At 69.7% G+C, this 19,931-nt stretch carries 20 protein-coding genes; 7 read left to right on the forward strand and 13 right to left on the reverse strand.

Going from position 1 to position 19,931, the window contains the following annotated elements; genetic code table 11:
* Positions 1-9 precede the first annotated feature (9 nt).
* The 4 genes from ITJ56_RS14570 (at position 10) to ITJ56_RS14585 (ending at position 2,825) form a co-directional block, all read left to right on the forward strand.
* Positions 10-858 carry a fumarylacetoacetate hydrolase family protein gene (locus ITJ56_RS14570; protein ID WP_194631358.1) on the forward strand — a complete coding sequence of 283 codons (849 nt, stop codon included), beginning with the start codon at positions 10-12 and terminating at the stop codon, positions 856-858.
* Positions 858-1,670, forward strand: coding sequence for an SDR family NAD(P)-dependent oxidoreductase (locus tag ITJ56_RS14575; protein ID WP_228517915.1), 813 nt, complete (start codon positions 858-860; stop codon positions 1,668-1,670). The genes ITJ56_RS14570 and ITJ56_RS14575 overlap by 1 nt, the downstream gene beginning before the upstream one ends.
* A gap of 90 nt (positions 1,671-1,760) precedes the next feature.
* A complete protein-coding gene (locus tag ITJ56_RS14580) occupies positions 1,761-2,438 on the forward strand; it encodes a FadR/GntR family transcriptional regulator (protein ID WP_111086323.1) in 678 nt (225 codons plus the stop codon).
* 102 nt (positions 2,439-2,540) lie between these two features.
* Positions 2,541-2,825, forward strand: a complete 285-nt coding sequence (locus tag ITJ56_RS14585; protein ID WP_194631359.1) for a GlsB/YeaQ/YmgE family stress response membrane protein — start codon at positions 2,541-2,543, stop codon at positions 2,823-2,825.
* A gap of 103 nt (positions 2,826-2,928) precedes the next feature.
* Here ITJ56_RS14585 and ITJ56_RS14590 read toward each other — a convergent pair whose 3' ends face one another.
* The 9 genes from ITJ56_RS14590 to ITJ56_RS14630 all read right to left on the reverse strand — a co-directional run bounded on the left by ITJ56_RS14590 (position 2,929) and on the right by ITJ56_RS14630 (position 13,149).
* Positions 2,929-3,885 (reverse strand): aldo/keto reductase, encoded by a 957-nt coding sequence (locus tag ITJ56_RS14590; RefSeq protein WP_194631360.1) that lies wholly within the window; start codon positions 3,883-3,885, stop codon positions 2,929-2,931.
* Positions 3,882-4,208: an L-rhamnose mutarotase gene (locus ITJ56_RS14595; RefSeq protein WP_194631361.1), complete on the reverse strand. Its 327-nt coding sequence runs from the start codon at positions 4,206-4,208 to the stop codon at positions 3,882-3,884. Before ITJ56_RS14595 ends, ITJ56_RS14590 begins: the two co-directional genes overlap by 4 nt.
* On the reverse strand, positions 4,208-5,533 hold the full coding sequence (locus tag ITJ56_RS14600) for an alpha-L-fucosidase (protein ID WP_194631362.1): 1,326 nt from the start codon (positions 5,531-5,533) through the stop codon (positions 4,208-4,210). The genes ITJ56_RS14595 and ITJ56_RS14600 overlap by 1 nt, the downstream gene beginning before the upstream one ends.
* Before the next feature lie 59 nt (positions 5,534-5,592).
* Positions 5,593-6,495, reverse strand: a complete 903-nt coding sequence (locus ITJ56_RS14605) for a carbohydrate ABC transporter permease (RefSeq protein WP_194631363.1) — start codon at positions 6,493-6,495, stop codon at positions 5,593-5,595.
* Positions 6,488-7,462: a carbohydrate ABC transporter permease gene (locus ITJ56_RS14610; RefSeq protein ID WP_194631364.1), complete on the reverse strand. Its 975-nt coding sequence runs from the start codon at positions 7,460-7,462 to the stop codon at positions 6,488-6,490. Before ITJ56_RS14610 ends, ITJ56_RS14605 begins: the two co-directional genes overlap by 8 nt.
* A gap of 101 nt (positions 7,463-7,563) precedes the next feature.
* Complete coding sequence (locus ITJ56_RS14615; RefSeq protein WP_228517916.1) at positions 7,564-8,799, reverse strand: ABC transporter substrate-binding protein; 1,236 nt, start codon at positions 8,797-8,799, stop codon at positions 7,564-7,566.
* Positions 8,800-8,852: 53 nt separating this feature from the next.
* Entirely contained in the window at positions 8,853-10,190 is a 1,338-nt protein-coding gene (locus ITJ56_RS14620; RefSeq protein ID WP_194631366.1) for an enolase C-terminal domain-like protein, read from the reverse strand.
* Positions 10,191-10,430: 240 nt separating this feature from the next.
* Positions 10,431-11,024 carry a TetR/AcrR family transcriptional regulator gene (locus ITJ56_RS14625; RefSeq protein WP_194631367.1) on the reverse strand — a complete coding sequence of 198 codons (594 nt, stop codon included), beginning with the start codon at positions 11,022-11,024 and terminating at the stop codon, positions 10,431-10,433.
* 64 nt (positions 11,025-11,088) lie between these two features.
* Positions 11,089-13,149 (reverse strand): MDR family MFS transporter, encoded by a 2,061-nt coding sequence (locus tag ITJ56_RS14630; RefSeq protein ID WP_194631368.1) that lies wholly within the window; start codon positions 13,147-13,149, stop codon positions 11,089-11,091.
* A 188-nt stretch (positions 13,150-13,337) separates the two neighbouring features.
* Here ITJ56_RS14630 and ITJ56_RS14635 point away from each other — a divergent pair, with 188 nt between their 5' ends.
* Positions 13,338-13,733, forward strand: coding sequence for a hypothetical protein (locus ITJ56_RS14635; protein WP_194631369.1), 396 nt, complete (start codon positions 13,338-13,340; stop codon positions 13,731-13,733).
* A gap of 29 nt (positions 13,734-13,762) precedes the next feature.
* On the opposite strand, the gene nadE is transcribed toward ITJ56_RS14635, so the two are convergent.
* The gene (nadE, locus tag ITJ56_RS14640; protein WP_194631370.1) at positions 13,763-14,590 is read right to left on the reverse strand and encodes an ammonia-dependent NAD(+) synthetase; all 828 of its coding nucleotides are present in this window, start codon (positions 14,588-14,590) and stop codon (positions 13,763-13,765) included.
* Positions 14,591-15,043: 453 nt separating this feature from the next.
* Here nadE and ITJ56_RS14645 point away from each other — a divergent pair, with 453 nt between their 5' ends.
* On the forward strand, positions 15,044-15,481 hold the full coding sequence (locus ITJ56_RS14645) for a MarR family winged helix-turn-helix transcriptional regulator (protein ID WP_194631371.1): 438 nt from the start codon (positions 15,044-15,046) through the stop codon (positions 15,479-15,481).
* Between the two features lie 221 nt (positions 15,482-15,702).
* A complete protein-coding gene (locus tag ITJ56_RS14650) occupies positions 15,703-17,130 on the forward strand; it encodes an MATE family efflux transporter (protein ID WP_194631372.1) in 1,428 nt (475 codons plus the stop codon).
* Between the two features lie 51 nt (positions 17,131-17,181).
* Here the strand turns inward: ITJ56_RS14650 and ITJ56_RS14655 are convergent, their stop codons facing one another.
* The 3 genes from ITJ56_RS14655 to ITJ56_RS14665 all read right to left on the reverse strand — a co-directional run.
* Positions 17,182-17,343, reverse strand: a complete 162-nt coding sequence (locus ITJ56_RS14655; protein ID WP_194631373.1) for a hypothetical protein — start codon at positions 17,341-17,343, stop codon at positions 17,182-17,184.
* A gap of 300 nt (positions 17,344-17,643) precedes the next feature.
* Entirely contained in the window at positions 17,644-19,086 is a 1,443-nt protein-coding gene (gene argG, locus ITJ56_RS14660) for an argininosuccinate synthase (RefSeq protein ID WP_194631374.1), read from the reverse strand.
* Between the two features lie 478 nt (positions 19,087-19,564).
* The coding region (locus ITJ56_RS14665; protein ID WP_416354788.1) for an integrase core domain-containing protein at positions 19,565-19,931 on the reverse strand (367 nt) is incomplete at its 5' end.

A 19,931-nucleotide genomic window follows, 5' to 3' on the forward strand; every position in this document is an offset into this window, starting at 1 on the left:
CGAGGAACGATGCAGTTCGCACGACTCGGCCCCGCGGGCAGCGAGATCCCCGTGGCCATCGACACCGACGGCGAGGTCCTCGACCTCCGCCCCATCACGACCGACATCAGCGGGTCGTTCCTGGCGTCCGACCCGGTCGCCCGCGTCTCCCACGCCCGCAGCGCCGGCGACGTCCGCCCGCTGCCCGACGCCGACGGCCTCCGCCGGGGTGCACCCGTGGCACGCCCCGGCAAGGTCGTCTGCATCGGCCTGAACTACCGCGACCACGCCGCCGAGACCGGCGCCGAGATCCCCACCGAGCCGATCGTGTTCATGAAGGACCCGATGACGGTGATCGGCCCGGACGACGAGGTCCTGATCCCCCGCGGCAGCACGAAGACCGACTGGGAGATCGAACTGGCCGTCGTGATCGGACGGACCGCGCGCTACTGCGAGAGCGACGAGGACGCGGCCGCCTGCATCGCCGGGTACGCCATCGCGAACGACGTCTCCGAGCGCGCCTTCCAGCTCGAACGCGGCGGACAGTGGGACAAGGGGAAGTCCTGCGAGACCTTCAACCCGCTCGGCCCGTGGCTCGTCACCCCCGACGAGGTCGACCCCGCGGCACTCGCCCTCCACCTGACCGTCAACGGCGAGCGCCGGCAGGACGGCACCACCGCGGACATGATCTTCCGACCGGTCGAGATCGTCCGGTACCTGTCGCAGTTCATGGTCCTGTACCCGGGCGACGTCATCAGCACGGGCACCCCCGCCGGCGTCGCCCTCGCCGGGCACGCTCCGTACCTGCAGCCCGGCGACGTGGTCGAGCTCACCGCCGACGGGCTCGGGTCGCAGCGCCAGACGGTCGGAGCAGCCTGATGGCCGCCACCACCGGCGCACCCGCCACCACCGGCGCACCCGCCACCACCGGCGCACCCGCCACCACCGCCAGCCACGCGGGCCTCCGCGCGATCGTCACCGGTGGCGCCTCCGGCATCGGGGCAGCCATCGCCGCGGCTCTGCAGGAGCGCGGCGCCGTGGTCGCCGTCCTCGACCTGCAGCCGTCGATCGCCGAGGGGCTCGTCTCCGTCACCTGCGACGTCTCCTCCGACGAGTCGGTCCGCGCCGCGGTGGCGTCCGCCGTCGAGCAGCTCGGCGGCCTCGACGTCCTGGTGAACAACGCCGGCATCGGAGCTCAGGGCACGGTCGAGGACAACGCAGACGACGAGTGGCGCCGCGTGTACGAGGTCAACGTGCTCGGTGCCGTCCGACTGTCCCGTGCCGCGCTCCCGCACCTGCGGGCCTCGGGCAACGCGAGCATCGTGAACACCTGCTCGATCGCCGCGACCGCGGGGCTCCCCCAGCGGGCCCTCTACTCGGCGACGAAGGGCGCGATCGCCGCGCTCACCCGCGCGATGGCAGCCGACCACATCCGCGAGGGCGTCCGCGTCAACGCCGTCAACCCCGGCACCGCCGACACCCCCTGGGTCGCACGGCTCCTGTCGACCGCGGATGACCCGGCGGCCGAGCTCGCAGCACTCGAGGCCCGGCAGCCGCACGGTCGCCTCGTGCAGGCGGCGGAGGTCGCCGAGGCCGTCGCCTACCTGACGAGTCCGCTCGCCCGGTCCACGACGGGTGTCGACCTGGCGGTCGACGGCGGGATGCAGGCGCTCCGGCTGCGGCCGGCGTGATGGTCGCGTCGCCGCCCGACGGGAGGCACGACACCGGTATCGTCGGCCTGTCCGGTCGCGCACGCGGCCGGCTCCACAGGAGGTGGTGACGTGGCCTCGCTGACCGACGATGCGATCGCACGCATCCAGCAGATGATCGTGAGCGGCGAGCTCCAACCGGGGCAGCGCCTCCCGCCCGAGAAGGAACTGAGCGAGTCGCTCGGGCTGTCACGGAACAGCCTGCGCGAAGCGGTGAAGGCCCTCGAACTCATCCGCGTCCTCGACGTCCGACGCGGCGACGGCACGTACGTGACGTCGCTCGAGCCGGGTGTCCTGCTCGAGGCGGTCTCGTTCGTCGTCGACATGCACCACGACCGGTCGCTCGTCGACCTGCTCGAGGTCCGCCGCATCCTCGAGCCGGCCTCGGCCGTCCTCGCCACCGCACGCGCGTCGGAGCAGCAGATCGACGAGCTCGCGACGCTCATGCAGTCCGTCGGCGAGGACACCGGCGTCGAGGACCTCGTCGCCCACGACCTGCTGTTCCACTCCACCATCGCCGGTATCGGCGGCAACCAGTACCTGTCCGGGCTGCTCGACGCGCTGTCGAGCAAGACCGTGCGGGTGCGAGTGTGGCGTGGCCTGACGCAGAACGGTTCCGTACAGCGCACGCTCGACGAGCACGCGGCGATCGTCGACGCCATCCGGCGGCGTGATCCGCAGCTCGTGCAGGCCCTGGTGGTGTCCCATGTGGAGGGAGTCGAGCGCTGGTTGCGGCGCTCGCTCGACTGAACCCGAGAGTCCTCCCAGGGAGACGGGTGTTCTGTCGGTTGCCGGCCCACAGCCCGGCGTCCTGCCGGTGCTCGGACCGGCCGCAGAACAAGGAGAACAACCATGGGCGTCATCGGCACCATCATCGGACTGATCATCATCGGGCTCATCGCCGGAGCCCTCGCCCGCCTGATCATCCCGGGCAAGCAGAAGATGTCGATCCTCATGACGATCGTGCTCGGCATCATCGGGTCGTTCGTCGGGGGTCTGCTCGGCTTCCTGATCTTCCGACACGACCTGGCGGACGGCTTCTTCCAGCCCGCCGGCATCATCGGCTCGATCATCGGCGCGATCATCGTGCTGTTCATCTACACCCGCTTCTCGGGCCGCGGTTCGCGCAACCGCTAGGGACCAGCACCCCGCCGGAACCAGGTTCCGGACACAGCACCGCGGAAACGGCTGGTGCGGTGTCCGGAACCTGGTTTCGTTGCGGCAGGTGCAGCCGCGTGGGTCAGTCGGCGAGCAGGCCCGTCGAGCGCAGGTCGTCCCACAGGGCCTCCGGCACGTCGGCGGCCGCCCGCGCCACGTTCGAGCGGACCTGCTCGGCCGACTGGGCACCGAGGGCGATCGCGGCGACCGCAGGGGCACGACGCGGGAACGCCAGCGCGGCCTCGGGCAGCGTCACCCCGTGGTGTTCGCAGACGTCGGCGATCGCGTTCGCCCGATCGATCAGCGCCACCGGGGCCTCGGCGTAGTCGTAGGTCGCCCCCGCCGCCGGTCGTTCCTGGCCGAGCAGCCCCGAGTTGTAGACCCCCACCGCCACGACGGCGACCCCGAGCTCGGCACACCGCGCCACCAGCGCCGCTGCGGGCTTTTCGAGCAGCGTGTACCGGCCGGCGAGCATGACCACGTCGCAGAGCCCGGTCTCGACGGCCGCGGACAGTGCGTCGACGGAGTTCGACCCCACCCCGACCGCCCGCACGATGCCCTCGTCCCGCAGCTCGGCGAGCGTCGGCAGCGCCTGGGTCAACCCGTCGGTCAGCGAGTAGACGTCCGGGTCGTGCAGGTAGGCGACGTCGACGTGGTCCAGGCCGAGGCGGCCGAGCGACTCGTCCAGGGACCGCCGCACCCCCGACGGCGACGGGTCCCACTGCCGCACCGTGTCGTCGGGCACCGCGAACCCGCCGGAGGCCAGGTCGTCGCCGTCGCCGCGCCCCGGGACGAGCAGTCGCCCGACCTTCGTCGACACCAGGAACGAGTCGCGCGGACGGTCGGCGAGCGCCGCACCGAGTCGGCGCTCGGACAGTCCGAGGCCGTAGTGCGGGGCGGTGTCGAACCCGCGGACGCCGGCGTCCCAGGCGGCGTCGACCGTGGTGCGGGCGTCGTCCTCGGAGACGGTCCTGAGCAGGTTGCCGATGCCCGCACCACCGAACCAGAACGGTCCGCGGTCGAAGTCGAGGCCCGTCATGCGTCCACCTGCGCCGCGAGCGACCAGACCCGCGGGACCCCGTCGTCGTTCCCCGAGTAGTCGTCGTCCGCTTCCAGCAGGGGGTTGATGGTCTCCTGCCACTCCGCGTTGACCGGGTCGTCGGCGAGTGCACGGCGCATCGCGCGGTGGTCCTCGACCTCGATCAGGTGGACCAGGTCCTGCCCGTCCCGCCAGATCGTCCAGTCGTGCACACCGGCCTCGCGGAGCCGGGCGGCGAGGGCGAGCGGGACCGAGGCGTGCACAGAGTCGTACGCCGCCTCGTTCCCGGCCCGCAGGCGCGTCCGGGTCAGGATCCGCTGCATCAGTCGCGCAGGAACAGCTCGACCACCGGCACGGCGACGTCGGGCCGCACGATCGGCAGGGTGAGCGTCAGCGTCCCCGCAGGCTGCCCGCCGAGCCCGGTGTTCTGCGCCCGGGTCCCCGGCGGGATCTCGCGGAAGTGGATCTCGGACGCGTCGTTGAGCAGCTGGGCGTAGGCGACGCGACCGGCCAGGTCGGGCAGGTGCACGTGCTCGAACGGCCACGCGAACAGGTGCAGGTACAGCCGGTTGCCGTTCTGCGTGTACACGGTGTTCCGCGGCGGCACGAACGACGACGGTCCGGCGCCGTACACGGACCGGGCGTGCTGGTGCATCCACGTCCCGATGCCGTCGAGGGTCTGCCGCGAGACCGCGTCGAACTCGCCCCGGCCGGTGGGTCCGATGTTGAGCAGCATGTTCCCGTTGTTCGCGACGCCGTCGACGAGCATCCGGACGAGCAGGTCGACCGGCTTCAGGTTCAGGTTGTCGCGGTCGTAGCCCCACGAGCCGTTCAGTGTCTGGCAGGCCTCCCACGGGACCCGGACGCCGTCGACCTCCATCGGCTTGTCCGGCTGGTACTGCTCTGGCGTGACCAGGTCACCGGGGATGTCGAGCCGGTCGTTCACGATGATGCCGGGCTGCAGGCGCTTCGTCAGGGCCATGAGCTCCTCGGAGCCCCATTCGTCGCGACCCTTGCCGCCCCAGATGTCCTCGTGGTCGTTGTCGCGGTACGAGAAGTCGTAGAACAGGTAGTCGATCTGCCCGTAGTCGGTCAGCAGCTCCTCGACCTGCCCGTGCAGGTAGGAGCGGTAGCGGGCCATGTCCCGGCCCTCGTTGAGCGCCGCGATCGCCTGCTCGCCGTCGTCACGTCGGGGGTGCACACCGTCGATGGTGAAGTCCGGGTGGTGCCAGTCGATGAGCGAGTGGTAGAAGCCGACCCGCAGTCCCTCGGCGCGGACGGCGTCGACGAACTCGCGCACGATGTCACGCCCGAACCGGGTGTTGGTGGACTTGTAGTCGGTGAGGGCGCTGTCCCACAGGCAGAATCCCTCGTGGTGCTTCGTGGTGAGGACGACGTACTTCATGCCCGCTTCCCTCGCACGGCGGGCCCAGTCGGCGGCGTCGAACAGGTCCGGGTCGAAGTGGTCGAAGTACTTCTGGTAGTCCGCGTCGGTGATCCGTTCGCGGTTCTTCACCCACTCGTGCCGCGCCGGCAGGGCGTACAGCCCCCAGTGGATGAACATGCCGAAGCGGTCATGGGTGAACCAGGCGGGCAGGCCGCTGGCGTCGGTCGCGGTCTGCGGCTCTGCGGGTGCGGTGATGGTCATGTGGCCAGTTTCCTTTCAGACGGTCGGACAGGAGGCGCGGCGCGCGCCGGGTGGATCGACTACCGACCACCGAGGCCGGAGGTCACGATCCCCTTGACGAGGTGCTTCTGGAGCAGGATCAGCAGGATCACGGTGGGCAGCATCGAGATCACGGACGCCGCCATCACGAGGTTCCACTCGGAGCCCTGCTGGCCGAAGAACTGCTGCAGGCCGAGCGGGATGGTGCCCCGGGCCTCGACGTCGTTGACGATGACCAGCGGCCAGAGGAACGAGTTCCAGTACGCGATGAACGAGAACACGGCGAGCACGGCCATGGTCGGTCGGGCGAGCGGGAGCATCACGAACAGGAAGGTCCGGATCGCTCCGGCGCCGTCCACCCGGGCCGCGTCGTCGAGCTCCTGCGGCACGGTGAGGAAGAACTGCCGCACCAGGAACGCGCCGAGGGCCGTGAACGCCCACGGGATGATGAGCGCCTGGAACGTGTCGACCCACCCGAAGCCCTGCATCATCACGTACATCGGGATGACGAGGACGTCCTGCGGGATCATCAGCGTCGCGAGGAACAGCACGAACACCAGGTTCCGGCCACGCCACCGCAGCCGCGAGAACGCGTACCCGGACAGCACCGCGACGGCGACGTTGATGGCGGTGCCCGCGACGGCGACGAAGATGCCGTTCAGGATGAAGCGGGCGAACGGCAGGTACGTGAACGCCTGGGCGTAGTTGCCCCACTCGATCGACGAGCCCCACAGCGTCGGTGGTGTCGTGAACACGTCAGCCGACGGCTTGAGGCTCGTCGCGACCATGTAGATGAGCGGCGAGACGAACAGCAGCGCGACCAGGCAGAGCAGGACGTAACCGATCGCGTGCCGGACGCGGCCGGAGCGTCGGTGCGGGGCCCCGGAGGCACGGGGCAGCGCCCGCGGGTTGATCGTCCGGTTGGACGAGGTCAGCTCAGTCATAGTGCACCCACCGCTTCTGTCCGAGGAACTGGATGGCCGTGATGCCGAGGATGATGGCGAACAGCACCCAGGCGCCGGCGGACGCCAGGCCGAGCTGCTGCGTCTGGAAGCCCGTGTTGTAGATGTACTGCACGAGCGTCTCGGTCGAGGTGCCCGGACCGCCCTTCGTCAGGACGAACGGCTGGACGAACACCTGGAACGAGGTGATCAGGGTCATCATCGTGGCGAAGAAGATCGACGGCGAGATGAGCGGGAACTTGATCCGCCAGAACATCTGCCAGGCGTTCGCACCGTCGAGCTGCGCCGCCTCGAGCTGGTTCTCCGGCACCGAGTCGAGTGCCGCCGAGAAGATCAGCATGTTGTAGCCGAAACCCTGCCACACGCTCATCGCGACGATCGCGAGCATCGCCCAGTTGTCGTCGGCCAGGAAGTTCGGGGCGTTCACGCCGACGGTCGACTGCAGGGTCGCGTCGATCGCGCCGCCGGGCTGGTACAGCATCCGCCAGACGACGACGTTCGCGACGATCGGGGTGATGGTCGGGATGAAGAACAGCACCCGGAAGACGTGCCGGTGCCGGATCTTCGGCGTCAGCCAGGCGGCGAGCCCGAGCGACACGACCAGGTTGAGCGGCACGTAGAGCACCACGAACAGCACCGTGTTCAGCGTGACGGTGCGGAAGATCGGGTCGGAGAACAGCTGCGCGTAGTTCGACAGGCCGGCCCACGAGCGTTCGCCGAGCATCGGCCAGTTCATGAAGCTCACGACGAGCGACGCGAGGATCGGGAACGCCGTGAACACGACGAGGCCGATCGAGTGCGGGGCGGCGAAGGCGGCGCCCCACCAGGAGCGGCGGCCGAGTCCGCCGTCGGCCCCGCTGTCCTTCCGGCGCGTCTCCGCACCGGTCGCGACCGCGATCGCGGGGGCGGGCGGCGCCGCCTCGGCGGGTGGGTCCTGGATGGTGGTCATGCGACGACCTCCTCGTCGTTCGCGGTCCTGAACAGGGATTGGATCGGGGGGAAGGCGCGGGGCGGGGTCGACCCGCGCCTCCCGTCAGGGGGTGACGCCTGTCACTGCGAGCCGAGCTGGCTGGCGATGGAGGACATCGTCTCCTTGCCGGAGGTCTGGCCGTTCACCGCCTGCAGGGCGTACTGCGCGAACAGCTGGTTGAGCTGGTCGCTCTGCTTGTTGCCGGGCAGCGGTGTGGCGTCCTCGAGCCCGGTCTTCAGCGCGTCCTCGACCCCGTCGATGCCGGCGTTGTCGTACCAGGCCTGCTGCGCCGCGGTCCGGGCCGGGAAGGCACGGCCCTGCTCGGCGAGCGAGGTGAGGGTGGCCTCGTTCGTCATCGTGCTGATGGCCTTGAACGCCTGCTCCGGGTACTTGCACTGCTTCGAGATGCCGAAGCCGGAACCGGCCGCGAACGAACTCGCACCGTCGGTGCCCGAGGGCATCGTGGTGATGCCGAGGTCGAACTTCACCTTGGCCTTCTGGCTGATGATCGACCACGGTCCGTCGCTGTACATCGCGACGTCGCCGGAGACGAACGCGTTGTCGTCGGCGGACGCGTCGTTGCTGGCCTGCGTGATGTAGCCCTTCTCCACGAGCCCGGAGAGCCAGTCGAGCCCCTCGGCGAACTTCGCGTTCTCGGCGTCGAGCGTGCCGTCCTCGTCGATCACACGGCCGCCGTTGTAGCCGAGGATCATCGACTCGAGCGGGATGTCCTCGACGCTCGTGCCCCAGATCGGGGTGCCGGCGGCCTTGAGCTCCTTCGCGGCGGCCTCGAACTCGTCGACGGTCCAGCCCGGCTCCGGCGCCTCGACCCCGGCCTTCTCGAACAGGTCCCGGTTGTAGAACATGACCATGGGGCCGGTGTCGTAGGGCAGCCCGTAGAGCTTGCCGTCGACCTTCATGCCGTCGAGCCCGGTCTTGTCGTACTCGCTCAGGTCGAGGTCCGCCTGCTTCGCCATGTCGTCGATCGGCACGAGCACGTCCGTGTAGTTCGCGGCACGGAGCGACTGGATGCTCACGATGCACGGCGCGGTGCCGGTGGAGAGCTGCGTGCGCAGCTTCGTCCAGTAGTCGTTGAAGGGTGAGCCCTGGATCGTGACGTCGACCCCGTCGTCGGTCTTGACGGTGTCCGCGACCTTCTGCCACGCGGCCTTGTCCTCCTTGCCGGAGATCCACATGGCCCAGGTCAGGGCGTCCTTGGACTGGCCGTCACTGGCACTGCTGCCAGCGGAACAGCCGGTGAGCACGAGCACGGCAGCTGCTGCTGCCGCCAGCCCGGCGGTGAGTCGTCGTTGCATCGGTGTCTCCACTTCGTCGTGGTGATGGGGTGAGGGAGTCGTGCGGTGGCGGGTCAGGCGACGCGGACCGCGTCGGGGACCGTCTCGGTGTCGGTGACGGCCCAGGCCGGACCGTCCGGGAACGCGTAGGCGTCGAGTGTGTCGGCGTGCATCTCCGTGCCGGCACCGGGGGCGGACGGCGGCCAGTAGCGGCCGTCGTGGACGTCGACCGGCGTCACGAAGTGCTCGTGCAGGTGGTCGACGAACTCGATGCATCGCGTGTCCAGGTCACCGGTCAGCGCGACCGCGTCGAACATCGACAGGTGCTGGACGGCTTCGCACAGGCCGACGCCGCCGGCGTGCGGGCAGACGCGGACGCCGTGCTTGGCGGCGAGGAGCAGGATCGCCAGGTTCTCGTTGACCCCGGCGACCCGGGTCGCGTCGATCTGCAGCACCGACATCGACCCGGCCTGGATCAGCTGCTTCGCGATGACCCGGTTCGCCATGTGCTCCCCCGTCGCGACCGGGATCGGCGCGATTCGTCTGGCGATCTCGGCGTGGGCGAGGATGTCGTCCGGGCTCGTCGGTTCCTCGACCCAGGCCACGTCGAACGGGCGGAGTCGCTCGATCCACGCGACCGCCTCGTCGACGTCCCAGCGCTGGTTGGCGTCGATCGCGATCCGGATGTCCGGACCGACGGTCGCGCGGGCGATCCCCATCCGCCGGACGTCCTCGTCGACGTCGCCGCCGACCTTGAGCTTGATCTGCTCGAAGCCCTCGGCGACGGCCTCGCGGCAGAGCCGGGCGAGCTTCTCGTCGTCGTAGCCGAGCCAGCCCGGGGTGGTCGTGTAGGCCTGGTACCCCTCGCGCTCCAGCCGACCGCGGCGTTCGGTTCGCAGCGGTTCGGCGCCGCGGAACAGCTCCAGCGCCTCGGCCGGGGTGATCGCGTCGGTCAGGTACCGGAAGTCCACCAGGTCGACGAGTTCCTCCGGGCTCAGGTCGGCGAGCAGTGCCCAGAGCGGCTGACCGGCGCGCTTCGCCCGGAGGTCCCAGAGGGCGTTCACCACGGCGCCGATGGCCATGTGCATGACGCCCTTCTCCGGACCGAGCCAGCGCAGTTGCGAGTCGTGCACCATTGCGCGCCAGGTGCCGCCCATGTCGGCGAGGACCGCTTCGGCGTCGGCACCGATGACGTGGCCGCGCAGGGCCGCGATGGCGGCCTCCTGCACCTCGTTGCCACGGCCGATGGTGAAGACGAACCCGGTGCCGACCAGGCCGTCCAGGGCGTCGGTGGTGATCTCGACGTAGGCGGCGGAGTAGTCGGGCGCGGGGTTCATGGCGTCCGACCCGTCGTGTTCCCGCGAGGTCGGGAACCGGATGTCGCGCACGTGCAGACCGGTGATGCGGCTCATTCGTGTCTCCTGCCGTCCGGTCTCCGTCGACCGAACGAGGCAATCAAAACATCGGATGTCTTGCGCGTCAAGAGTCTTCTTCGTGCCGTTTCGGCAAAAGCCACGGCGCAGCCGTCCGATGACTGGCTGCACGCTGGTCGGATACGCCAACGGCCTGGAGGCGCGGTGCGGGGTCGGACCCGCACCGCGCCTCCAGGCCGTGGTCGCCCCGCGCCGGGGGCGACGCGATGGTCACGGCGGTCAGGCGGTGGCGAGCCGGCCCATCTCGGCGACCACCGCACGGAGCCGGTCCGCGACCTCGGCGCGGGAGCCGTCCGCGAAGCGGTGCGCCGACTCGATCACCGCGGCCATCACGAGCGTCACCGCCGTGCGCGCGGCGTCCGCGTCGGTGCGTTCGGCGGCGATGGTGACCACGGCGAGCCGGGTGTTCGCCATCCACTGCAGCATCGTCGGCACCATCTCCGGCCGCGCCTGCACCAGGGCCTTCGTTCGCTCGCGGTCCTCGGGCAGGGTCACCGTCTGCGCCACGAGTTCGCAGAGGTCGGACACGAGCGGCCCGGACGCGGCCAGGAACGCCTGACGTGCGGCGTCGGGGACCTCGGTCGGCGGCAGCCCGAGTGCCGCCTCACCCTTCGACGGGAAGTAGTTGAAGAACGTGCGGGGCGAGACCCCCGCGTCCGCACAGATCGCCTCGATCGTGACCCCGGCGAGCCCGCGGTCAGTGACGAGCGCGAGCGCCGCCCGGTGGATGGCGTGCCGGGTCTGCTGCTTCTTGCGCTCCCGCAGGCCGCAGTCGGTCGCGGCGGGGACCTCGGTGGTGCTCACGTGCTGCACGTGCTGCTCCTCGGGTGGGTGCGACACCGAGCCTCCCGTCGCGCGACGGGAGGCCCGGGACGGGTCAGTCCTGCGATCGACCGCTCTGGACGGGGATCGACCCGGTGGCGGGAGCGGTGAGCGAGCCCATCGTGTCCGCCGCCTTCACCGCCTGCACCTCGAGGTCGTCGGCGGTGCCGGCGTCGTCGGCCTGCTCCTGCAGGGCCGAGCTCTTGCGGAGCGGCGGCGCCTTGAAGAAGAAGCTCAGGACGAAGGCGAGCAGGATCACCGCGAAGCCGACCCAGTAGACGGTCACGGCCGAGGCGTTGAACCCGGTCATGAACGGCCGGGTCAGGGCCGTGTCCGCGCCGTTGAGGTAGGACGTGTCACTCGTCTCGGCGTTCGAGTTGCTCGAGTCGTTCGCCCCCTTGTCGATCTGCTTCGACAGCTCCGGGGCCAGCTGGTCCACCCAGTAGGTGCGCTGCGCGGAGTCCGACCAGTCGACGGCGAGCCCGCCGTCCTGCACGCTCGCGTGCGCCTTGTCGGCGGCGGCCGCCAGCGCCTGCTGCTGCACGGCATCCGGCGCCCCGGCGGTGGCCTGGGCCACCTGGTCGGTCGCGGTGTCGAGACCGGACTGCACCTGCTGCTTGAGCGGCGTGACGATCGGGTTCCAGATCTGGTCCATGACGCCCTGGTTCCCCTTCGCGGTCGCCACGGTCGGGTTGAGCGCGGCGTCGAGTGCCGGTGTCAGGTTCTCCTCGTCCGCCGTGGCGTGCAGGATGTTCGCCGGCATGAGCGAGAACAGGACGGAGAGCAGCACCGCGGTGCCGAGCGTTCCACCGATCTGCCGGAAGAACGTGGCGGAGCTGGTTGCCACACCCATGTCCCGCGGCTGCACCGCGTTCTGCGACGCCAGCGTGATGCTCTGCATGAGCTGCCCGAGGCCGAGGCCGATCAGGAACATGCCGATCATCAGGAACCACAGCGGCTTGTCGATCGTCATGAACGTCAGCACCACGTAGCCGAGCGACACCAGGGCCGTGCCGATCACCGGGAAGATCCGGTAGCGGCCCGTGCGGGCGACGATCTGCCCCGAGGCGATCGAGGCGATCATCAGGCCGCCGATCATCGGCAGGGTCGCGAAGCCCGACTCCGTCGGCGTCAGACCCGTGACGATCTGCAGGTAGAGCGGGATGGTGAGCATCGCGCCGAACATCGCGAACCCGACGAGGAACCCGAGGATCGTCGCCATCGAGAACGTGCTCGAGCGGAAGAGCTTGAGCGGGATGATCGCGTCGTCCTTCATGAGGGACTCGATCACCAGGAAGGCGACGAGGCCGAGCGCGCCGACGACGTAGCAGGCGATCGCGGCCGCCGAGCCCCAGCCCCACGTGCGGCCCTGCTCCGCGACGAGGAGGAGCGGGCCGAGGGTGACGATGACCGAGGTCGCGCCCCACCAGTCGATGCGCGGCTTGGCCTTGGCGTCGCCGAACTTCGGCAGGTGCAGGAACGCGATGACCATGAGGAGCGCGGCGACGCCGATCGGCACGTTGATCAGGAAGACCCAGCGCCATCCGGTGATGCCGGCGATCGAGCTCGCACCGGCGAACAGTCCACCGATGAGCGGGCCGATCACGGACGAGATGCCGAACACGGCGAGGAAGTACCCCTGGTACTTCGCGCGCTCACGCGGGGCGAGGATGTCGCCCATGATCGCGAGTGGCAGCGACATCAGCGCGCCCGCACCGATGCCCTGGAACGCACGGAACGCGGCGAGCATGGTCATCGACGTGGACAGGGTCGACAGGAGCGATCCGAGGATGAACACCGCGATGCCGAAGATGTAGAGCGGGCGGCGACCGAAGACGTCGGAGAGCTTGCCGTAGATCGGCGTCGTGATGGTCGACGCGATCAGGTAGGCCGTGGTCACCCAGGCCTGCTGGTCGAGGCCGTGCAGGTCGTCGCCGATCGTGCGGATCGCCGTGCCGACGATGGTCTGGTCGAGCGAGGACAGGAACATGCCCGCCATCAGTCCGTAGATGACGAGCAGGATCTGGCGGTGCGACATGATCGGCTTGCCCGGCGTGCTCGCCGGGGAGTCCTGTCGTCCGCGCGGCACCTGGACGGGTGCGGTGGCAGTGGACATGCGGGGTTCCTCACAGGGGTGTGGTCGTGTGGTCGTCGGCCCGCTGGGATGCGGATCGGGCATCAACCTTGCAGGCTCTGCAACTTTACACCCCCAGCACCTTTGCCTGGCGCGCAAAGTTGCGATTTGTGCACGTTCGTGTACGCCTTCTCAGGAGGCGCGGGAAACCGAAGCGTACGGTCCACCGCATGAGCGACGAGCACGGCACCACGCATCCCGAAGACGACGCTGCGCGCCTCGGGCTCGTCGTCGTCGGCGAGGCAGCGGCGCTGCAGTCCGGCGACGAGACGGCACTGGACGCGAGCGAGCAGAACATCCGCGACACCATCGACGAACTCATCGACGATCCCCTCACCCCACGGCAGGAAGAGGTCGTCGAGCGACTCGCGTCCGCTGGAGGCACGCTGACCGCGGGCCTCAGTGGCGCACTCGCCGCGCAGAGCGGACGCAGCGTCGACGACGTACTCGAGGGCGCCGCACGCAGTGTGCTCCGGCAGCAGCGACTCGCGGACGAACGCGAGGACGCCGGCACTCAGCAGCGTGAGCCGCGGGACCAGCACGACGACGGGCGCGACGAGGCCTGAACCCGCCGCACCCATCGGCACCCAGGCGCTCAGGCGCCCGCGCGCCACCAGTCGTCGAAGGGCGTCGCCGGGACCTGGCGCTTGTGCTCGGTGGTGCGGTAGCGCGACTCGATCGCCTCGGCAACCTCGATCGGCACGTCGTGCCCCTGCAGGTACGCGTCGATCTCGGCGTACGTCAGGCCGAGGTTCGCCTCGTCCGTCTGTCCGGGCAGCTCGTCGAGCAGGTCCGCCGTCGGGGCCTTCTCGTACAGGCGAGCGGGAGCACCGAGGTGCTCCAGCAGCTGGCGCCCCTGGCTCTTGGACAGTCCGGTGAGCGGGGTGAGGTCGACGCCACCGTCGCCGTACTTCGTGAAGAAGCCGGTCACGGCCTCGGCCGCGTGGTCGGTGCCGACCACCAGGAGCCCCCGCTGGCCGGCGACCGCGTACTGGGCGACCATGCGCATCCGCGCCTTGACGTTGCCCTTCACGAAGTCACTGAGCTCGACACCCGAGGCGGCGGCGTCCTGCATGACCCCGTCGACGCCGTGCTCGATGTTCACGGTGATGCCGGGATCCGCGGCGATGAACCGCAGGGCCAGCTGCGCGTCGTCCTCGTCGGCCTGCTCCCGGTACGGCATCCGGACGGTGGTGAACTCGGCAGGGTGCCCCTCGGCGCGGAGTGACTCGACCGCGAGCTGGGTCAGGCGCCCGGCGAGCGTGGAGTCCTGGCCGCCACTGATCGCGAGGAGGTACCCCTTCGCACCGGTCGTGAGCAGGTAGTCGCGGAGGAACCCGACACGACGGGCGACCTCCCGCTCCGGGTCGATGGTCGGCTGGACGTTGAGGTCCGCTGCGATGGCGGCTTGGAGTTCACGCACCACCCCAGTATCGCGCCGATCCGTCTCGGTGGACCGGCAGGTTCGGCGAACAGGGAGAACGGGCAGGGAGAGCCGGAGCGGTGGGGACCCGAACCACCACCGCTCCGGTGGATCCGCGACGACCCGAACGCGTCACGGACCCGGTTGGACGAACGCCGGTACCCGCCGGCGCTCACCCTGGTCAGGTGCGATGACTTCGTCGCACCTGGATCACGATGGGTGCCCGTTGGAATCGCACGATGCCGCTTCCTCCGACGGGGCTCCGCCGCTGATCCGTCCCCCGGTGGTGACCCGGAGGATGTGAGGGCCCGTCGAACGGGCCGGTGTCGACGGCTGGTGAGGCCGTCTTCCTGTGCAAGTTACCAGGGAGCCCACGTCGACCTCCACCCCCGTTTCGGGGGCTGCCCCGCGTCCGTCTTGACCGTTCGAGTTCTAACAGTTAGTCTTCTGATCATGCAGGCGCCGGATCTCACCACACCACTCCAACTCATGCGGTGGATCGGGTGGGCCCAGCGCAAGGGGGCCGAGGAGTGGGTCCGCGCACGTGAGCTCACCCACGAGCAGGCCTTCGTGCTCGGCTACCTGCGCGAGAACCCTGGCGCGATCCAGCGGGACATCGCCGAAGTCACCCGCACCAGTGCAGCCAGCGTCTCGAGTCTCCTGCAGGGGCTCGAGCGGCGCGACCTGGTCGAACGACGACCGGACGCCACGAACGGGCGGACGAAGACGGTGCACGCCACCCCGGCGGGCATCGACCTCATCGCCGGGTTCACCGACGCGATGGTCGCCCTCGACGACTCCCTGCTCGCTCCGCTCGACGCGGACGAGCGCGCCACGCTCCGACGACTCCTGCGGAAGGTGACCGCGGAACTCGCCCCACCAACCCGCTAGCGAGCGCACCACGCACCCGCGCGGGCGGCCTGCTCGACGCGCCACGCGCCTCCCGGCCTGACCCGTCGGCGCGCCCACGCGACCCTGCCGGTCGCGCTGTCCCGTGACCCCGCCGGTCACGCCATCCACCCCGCTGTGCCGGCGTCCGCCGGTCACGCGCTCCACCCCGCCGTGCCGGCGTCCGCCGGCGCGCCCACCGCCATGCCCGGAAGGGAACCGTCATGAGCACCACATCCACCGCCGCGGGGACGAACCGCTGGTACCTCGCCGCAGCCCCCATCGCCCGAGCCCTCGTGCACCTCTGCGTGCCGATGGCCGCTGCGATGGTCGTCAGTGCCCTGTACAACGTCATCAACGCGGGCTTCATCGGCGCGCAGCACGACACCGCCCTGCTCGCCGCGATCACGTTCGGCACCCCGCTGCTCGGTCTCGTCATGGCTGTCGGTGGCGTGTTCGGCGTCGGCGGGAGTGCGCTGATGTCCCGGCTGCTCGGCGCTTCCGAACACGACCCCGCCAAGGCGCGGGACATCAGGCACGTTGCTTCGTTCTCGCTGTGGGGAGCCGTCGTCACGGGCGCGGTCCTCAGCGTCGTCGGGCTCCTGCTGCTCCGCCCGCTCGTCGCCGTGCTCGGTGCCGACGCCGCAGCGGTCCCCGCCACGAGCGAGTACGTCACCGTGATGCTCGCGTTCGTCCCCGTGCTCGCCGCGTCCTTCGCCCTCGAGCAGATCGTCCGGTCCGAGGGCGCCGCCCGTCAGGCGATGATCGGCCTGGTCCTGTCCACGGTCGGCAACCTGGTGTTCGACGTCCTGTTCATCCTCGTGCTGCACTGGGGCGTCGGCGGTGCGGCACTGGCCGTCGGCCTGGCCAACGTGGTGTCCATCGCGTACTGGGTGACCTGGCTGCAGCGGCACAGCGAGAACGTGAGCTTCGCGCCGAAGTGGTTCACGCTGCGGCCGGACATCCTGAAGCCCGTGTTCGGCATCGGCGTCGGGGAACTGCTGCAGTCCGCCTTCCTCATCGTCACGACGCTCGTGCTCAACAACCTGGCCGCCGCGTACGGCGACGACCCGCTCGCCGCGATGGGCGTGGCCGTCCGGATCGCCCAGGTGCCGGAGTTCCTGGTGATGGGCGTCACGATCGGCGTGCTGCCGCTGCTGGCCTACGCGTTCGGGGCGGGCGACGCAGCACGGCTCCGTGCCGGCCTGCGCGCCGCTGCGGTCACGGTCGGCGCCATCGTGCTCGTCTTCTCGGGCACCGTGTTCGTCTTCCGCGAGCACGTCTTCACGATCTTCTCCGGCGACCGCTCGGTGCTGGCGATCGGCCTGACGATCCTGACGGCACAGCTCGTCGCCGCAGTGGTCAACGGGTTCACGGGGCTGCTCACCTCGCTGTTCCAGGCCACCGGGATGATCGTGCCCGCGATGGTGCTGTCGATGTCGCAGGGGGTGCTGTTCGTGCCGATCGTGGTCATCGGGAACCTGGCGTTCGGGCTCGCCGGGATCATCTGGGCGCTCACCGTCACCGAGGTCATCGTGTTCGTCGCGGCGGTCGTCCTGTGGCTGGCATCGCGCGGAGCGATCACGCGCGGACTCGCCGAGGGCAGCGCGGCACGCGCCGACGCCGCTCTGGAGGAAGCGCCGGCCGCCTGACCCGCGTCGGCGCTCGTGCGCCGCGTCCGCGAGTGCACAGCCCGCCGGAGGTCAGAGCTGCTTGCCGAGGAAGTCCGCGTAGGACGGCTCGTACCGCGATTCGCTGATGGTCGGGTGACCGGTTCCTTCGAGGCGCTCGGCGATGAGGGCGGCGAGCTCTTCCGGGGAGCGGAGTCCGTGACGGTGCCAGATGTTCTGCAAGGTGGCGGTCATGACGACCAGCCCTTCGTCGAGATGATGCGCATCTCGGATTCGTCCGGGTCGACCCGCTGTGCCAGACCCCACAGATCGTGAGGAGCATCGTGACGACGGATCCCTGATGACCGACCCGGTACCTCAACGCTAGGGGCTGCGCAGCGACGCGTCGAACGCAGTGCGTTTCTCGGCCGACCGACGGACAGGAGGCGCGGTGTCAGCCGACACCGCGCCTCCTGTCAGGCCGTCCCGCGCCCACTGCGCGGATCGGTCCGGTCCCGGTCCGGTCCCGGTCCGGTCCCGGTCCGGTCCGTTCGCTCAGTCCGTACCGGAGTCGAAGGCAGCACCCTCGGAGGCGAGGTCGGTCCGGCGACCGAGCGCGTCCTCGGCGTCGGATGCGATGACCGCGCCGCCGAGGATCTCCTCGGACTCACCCGCCTCGAGCTGGCCGACCAGGTCACCCGTCGCACCGCCGATGAGGCCGGCGGCCGCGTACTGCTCGAGTCGGGCACGGGAGTCCGCGATGTCGAGGTTGCGCATGGTGAGCTGACCGATGCGGTCGTCGGGACCGAAGGCGGCGTCGCCGACCCGCTCCATCGACAGCTTGTTCGGGTGGTACGACAGCGACGATCCCGTGGTGTCGAGGATCGTGTAGTCATCGCCGCGGCGCAGGCGCAGCGTGACCTCGCCCGTGACGGCGGAGGCGACCCAACGCTGCAGCGACTCGCGGAGCATGAGCGACTGCGGGTCGAGCCAGCGGCCCTCGTACATCAGGCGACCGAGGCGGCGACCCTCGTTGTGGTACGAGGCGACGGTGTCCTCGTTGTGGATCGCGTTGAGCAGGCGCTCGTAGGCGATGTGCAGCAGCGCCATGCCCGGCGCCTCGTAGATGCCGCGGCTCTTCGCCTCGATGATGCGGTTCTCGATCTGGTCCGAGGCACCCAGGCCGTGCCGGCCACCGATGGCGTTCGCCTCGTACACGAGCGCGACGGCGTCGGTGAACTCGACGCCGTTGATCGCGACCGGACGACCGGCCTCGAAGCGGACGCTCACGATCTCCGTCTCGACCTCGACGTCGTCACGCCAAGCGGCGACGCCCATGATCGGCTGGACGATGTCCAGGCCGCTCGACAGTTCTTCGAGGCTCTTCGCCTCGTGCGTCGCGCCCCAGATGTTCGCGTCGGTGGAGTACGCCTTCTCGGTGGAGTCGCGGTACGGGAACCCGCGGGCGACGAGCCACTCGCTCATCTCCTTGCGGCCGCCGAGCTCCTCGACGAACTCCGAGTCGAGCCACGGCTTGTAGACGCGCAGACGGGGGTTGGCCATCAGGCCGTAGCGGTAGAACCGCTCGATGTCGTTGCCCTTGTACGTGGAACCGTCGCCCCAGATGTCGACACCGTCCTCCTTCATCGCGCGGACGAGCATCGTGCCCGTCACCGCGCGACCGAGCGGCGTCGTGTTGAAGTAGGTCTTGCCGCCGGAACGGATGTGGAACGCACCGGTCTGCAGGGCGACCAGGCCCTCTTCCACCAGCGCGCTCTTCGCGTCGACCAGGCGGGCGATCTCGGCGCCGTACTCGTGGGCGCGGCTCGGGACGGCATCGATGTCCGGCTCGTCGTACTGGCCGATGTCGGCCGTGTACGTGCAGGGGATCGCTCCCTTCTCGCGCATCCAGGCAACGGCGCAGGAGGTGTCGAGACCCCCTGAGAACGCGATGCCGACTCGTTCGCCGACGGGGAGACTGCTCAGGACCTTGGACACGGGGTCAATCGTACGGGGCAAGCGGGCCACGCTACCGTCCGGGCCGACGGTTGTGGAGAGATCCCCGCCCGAGAGCGGTCTTGTCGAGCAGTCAGCCTTCGTGTCAGCTTCTGAGTGAACTTGTCGCGCTGATCAGACGGCTCAAGCAGTTCAGGTGAGGACGAAGGAGCAATCACAACTGTCAGTTCTTGGCCGGCCGTGCAGCCCCGGCCTCTATCAGGTCCGTCGCATTGCTAGTTGCAGGTGGCGTCAAACACCGCTGCGAGGGGTGGCTCCCGTCGCCAGCTCCACGTTCCACCTCGGAGGGTACGGCTCGTACCGCGCACTGAGGCGCTGGGTGCGCTACGGCCCCGACCCGGACGGTGTCTCACCCGACTTACGGATAGCTGTTCCTACACAGGCAACCGTCGGAGAACCCCACCCTCGGGTGGCTGTGGATAGCGCCGGGGGCTGCTGCAGGTTTCGTTGACTCGTTGGTTCAGGCGGCGAGTGCGACCTGTGGGTTGATGATTGCTTCGTACTCGACGGGCGTCAGCTTCCCGAGCCCGCGCTGACGACGTTTCCGGTGGTAGGTGCCCTCGATCCAGTCCACGATCGCGAGGCGGAGCTGCTCCCTGCTCGCCCACCAGCGCCGGTTCAGGACGTTCTTCTGCAGCAGGGCGAAGAAGGACTCCATCGCCGCATTGTCCGCGCACGCGCCGACCCGACCCATCGACCCCAGGAGCCCGGCGTCAGAGAGCGCTCGGACGAACTTCTTGGAACGAAACTGGCCGTATTCAACCGGTCGTCGCAACAGTGGTCTGTTGGCTCGAGCGTAGTTGGTCGGCGAAGACCTCAGCAGGAGT

It is taken from the genome of Curtobacterium sp. VKM Ac-1376 (genome assembly GCF_015351025.1).
GTDB lineage: Bacteria > Actinomycetota > Actinomycetes > Actinomycetales > Microbacteriaceae > Curtobacterium.

Excerpts from the sequence above, each read along its gene's own strand:
- ITJ56_RS14620 (WP_194631366.1), bottom strand. The coding sequence starts at position 10,190 with ATGAGCCGCATCACCGGTCTGCACGTGCGCGACATCCGGTTCCCGACC.
- ITJ56_RS14610 (WP_194631364.1), bottom strand. The coding sequence starts at position 7,462 with ATGACCACCATCCAGGACCCACCCGCCGAGGCGGCGCCGCCCGCCCCC.
- ITJ56_RS14570 (WP_194631358.1), top strand. The coding sequence starts at position 10 with ATGCAGTTCGCACGACTCGGCCCCGCGGGCAGCGAGATCCCCGTGGCC.
- ITJ56_RS14605 (WP_194631363.1), bottom strand. The coding sequence starts at position 6,495 with ATGACTGAGCTGACCTCGTCCAACCGGACGATCAACCCGCGGGCGCTG.
- ITJ56_RS14645 (WP_194631371.1), top strand. The coding sequence starts at position 15,044 with ATGCAGGCGCCGGATCTCACCACACCACTCCAACTCATGCGGTGGATC.
- ITJ56_RS14600 (WP_194631362.1), bottom strand. The coding sequence starts at position 5,533 with ATGACCATCACCGCACCCGCAGAGCCGCAGACCGCGACCGACGCCAGC.
- ITJ56_RS14585 (WP_194631359.1), top strand. The coding sequence starts at position 2,541 with ATGGGCGTCATCGGCACCATCATCGGACTGATCATCATCGGGCTCATC.
- ITJ56_RS14575 (WP_228517915.1), top strand. The coding sequence starts at position 858 with ATGGCCGCCACCACCGGCGCACCCGCCACCACCGGCGCACCCGCCACC.
- ITJ56_RS14590 (WP_194631360.1), bottom strand. The coding sequence starts at position 3,885 with ATGACGGGCCTCGACTTCGACCGCGGACCGTTCTGGTTCGGTGGTGCG.
- ITJ56_RS14650 (WP_194631372.1), top strand. The coding sequence starts at position 15,703 with ATGAGCACCACATCCACCGCCGCGGGGACGAACCGCTGGTACCTCGCC.
- ITJ56_RS14630 (WP_194631368.1), bottom strand. The coding sequence starts at position 13,149 with ATGTCCACTGCCACCGCACCCGTCCAGGTGCCGCGCGGACGACAGGAC.
- ITJ56_RS14595 (WP_194631361.1), bottom strand. The coding sequence starts at position 4,208 with ATGCAGCGGATCCTGACCCGGACGCGCCTGCGGGCCGGGAACGAGGCG.
- ITJ56_RS14615 (WP_228517916.1), bottom strand. The coding sequence starts at position 8,799 with ATGCAACGACGACTCACCGCCGGGCTGGCGGCAGCAGCAGCTGCCGTG.
- ITJ56_RS14655 (WP_194631373.1), bottom strand. The coding sequence starts at position 17,343 with ATGACCGCCACCTTGCAGAACATCTGGCACCGTCACGGACTCCGCTCC.
- ITJ56_RS14635 (WP_194631369.1), top strand. The coding sequence starts at position 13,338 with ATGAGCGACGAGCACGGCACCACGCATCCCGAAGACGACGCTGCGCGC.